Here is a 1,691-nt window from a genome sequence, read left to right as displayed (position 1 = left end):
GGCTTCTCCAGGGCGTGCATGTGACGCTGGGCGTGGTGCTGGTGCCGGTGCTGCTGGCAAAGCTGTGGTCGGTGATCCCCAAGCTGTTCGAATGGCTGCCGGTACGCTCCATCGCCCACGGCCTGGAGAGACTGTCCCTGCTGATGCTGGTCGGCGGCGTCATCTTCGAATTCGTCACCGGGATCATCAACATCCAGCTCTACTACGTCTTCCCGGGCTCGTTCTACCGCCTGCACTTCTACGGCGCCTGGGTGTTCATCGCCGCCTTCGTCGTCCACGTGTGCCTCAGACTCGGCCGGATGACCCGGGCCCTGCGCTCACGCAGCCTGGGCACCGAACTGCGCACCGACCTCGCCCACACCGTGCCCGAACCACCCGATCCCGACGGCCTGGTGGCAACCGCTCCCGCCCCGCCCACGATGACCCGCCGCGGCGCGGTGGGCATGGTGGGCGCGGGTTCGCTGCTCCTGTTCGTGGTGACTGCCGGACAGAGCATCGGTGGATGGCTGCGCGCCACTGCACTGCTCGCACCGCACAACCGCGATCCCGGCAGCGGCCCGAACAGCTTTCAGATCAACAAGACGGCGGCAAAAGTCGGCGTCACCCCCGCACTCGTCGGCCCCACCTGGCGGCTGGAGGTCCACGGACGCGGAGCGCCACGGGTCTTCACCCGCGAGCAGCTCCTGGCGATGCCCCAGCACGCCGCCGCACTGCCGATCGCCTGCGTGGAGGGATGGTCCACCGAAGACCAGCACTGGAGCGGCCTACGGCTGGCCGACCTCGCCGCTCTGGCCGGACTGCCCGATGCCGCAAGCGTCCTGGTCGAATCCATCCAACCCCCCGGCCCCTTCACCCGGGTGGTGCTGCGCGGCAACCAGATCCACGACCCCCGAGCGCTCCTCGCCCTCCGCGTCAACGGCGCGGCCCTCTCACTCGACCACGGCTACCCGGCCCGCATCATCGTCCCGGCCAACCCCGGCGTGAACAACACCAAGTGGGTCCACCGGCTCACCTTCAGGGCGTGACCATGGCACGAATCGCACGCTGGTACGGCTCCGGCCCCCTGCACCTGCTCGTCCTGATCGCCTCCTTCGCCCTGACCGGCTACGCCATGGTCCGCCTGTTCGCCGTCCAGCCCTGGGAGGTGGCGATCTGGTTCGTCGCTGCGGCGATCCTCCACGACCTCATCCTCCTGCCCCTGTACTCGCTGGCCGACCTCTCGGCCCTCTCCGTACTGCGGCACCGAGCCGCCGACGCACCGACAGTGCCGTGGATCAACCACCTGCGCGTCCCCGCCTTCCTGGCAGGTCTGCTCCTGCTGGTCTGGTTCCCCCTCGTCTTCCGTATGGCCGTCCCCTACCCCGGCGACACCGGGCTGTCCGACAGCGTCTACCTCGGCCGATGGCTGGCGATCACCGGCGTACTCTTCGCAGCCTCCGCCGTGGCCTTCGCGATCAGACTGCGCCGCGCGAGGCGGGCCGGCCACGGCGACGACCCCCGACCCGCCCCAGGGCATGGCGCAGCACCGTGACAACGGACGAGGACGAGCTGCACGACGCCGACGAGGATCCCTACGCACTCGCCCTGCAACCCGGCCGAGAACCGGTGTACCTACGGCTGGCCGACGGGCGCCGCATCCGGATGCCGGTACACCGCTGGCACGAGCAGCCCACGGCAGCCGACAAGACCGT

At 69.7% G+C, this 1,691-nt stretch carries 2 protein-coding genes; both read left to right on the top strand.

All coding sequences use genetic code 11. The features are described from left to right. A partial coding sequence (locus ACFZDJ_RS55015; protein WP_391070830.1) for a molybdopterin-dependent oxidoreductase occupies positions 1-1,025 on the top strand: 1,025 nt, incomplete at its 5' end. A gap of 2 nt (positions 1,026-1,027) precedes the next feature. After that, entirely contained in the window at positions 1,028-1,531 is a 504-nt protein-coding gene (locus tag ACFZDJ_RS55010) for a hypothetical protein (protein ID WP_391070828.1), read from the top strand. Positions 1,532-1,691 lie beyond the last annotated feature (160 nt).

The organism is Streptomyces sp. NPDC007896 (assembly GCF_042959425.1).
Classification (GTDB): Bacteria; Actinomycetota; Actinomycetes; order Streptomycetales; family Streptomycetaceae; genus Streptomyces.
This window is presented reverse-complemented; position numbering and strand designations above follow the sequence as displayed.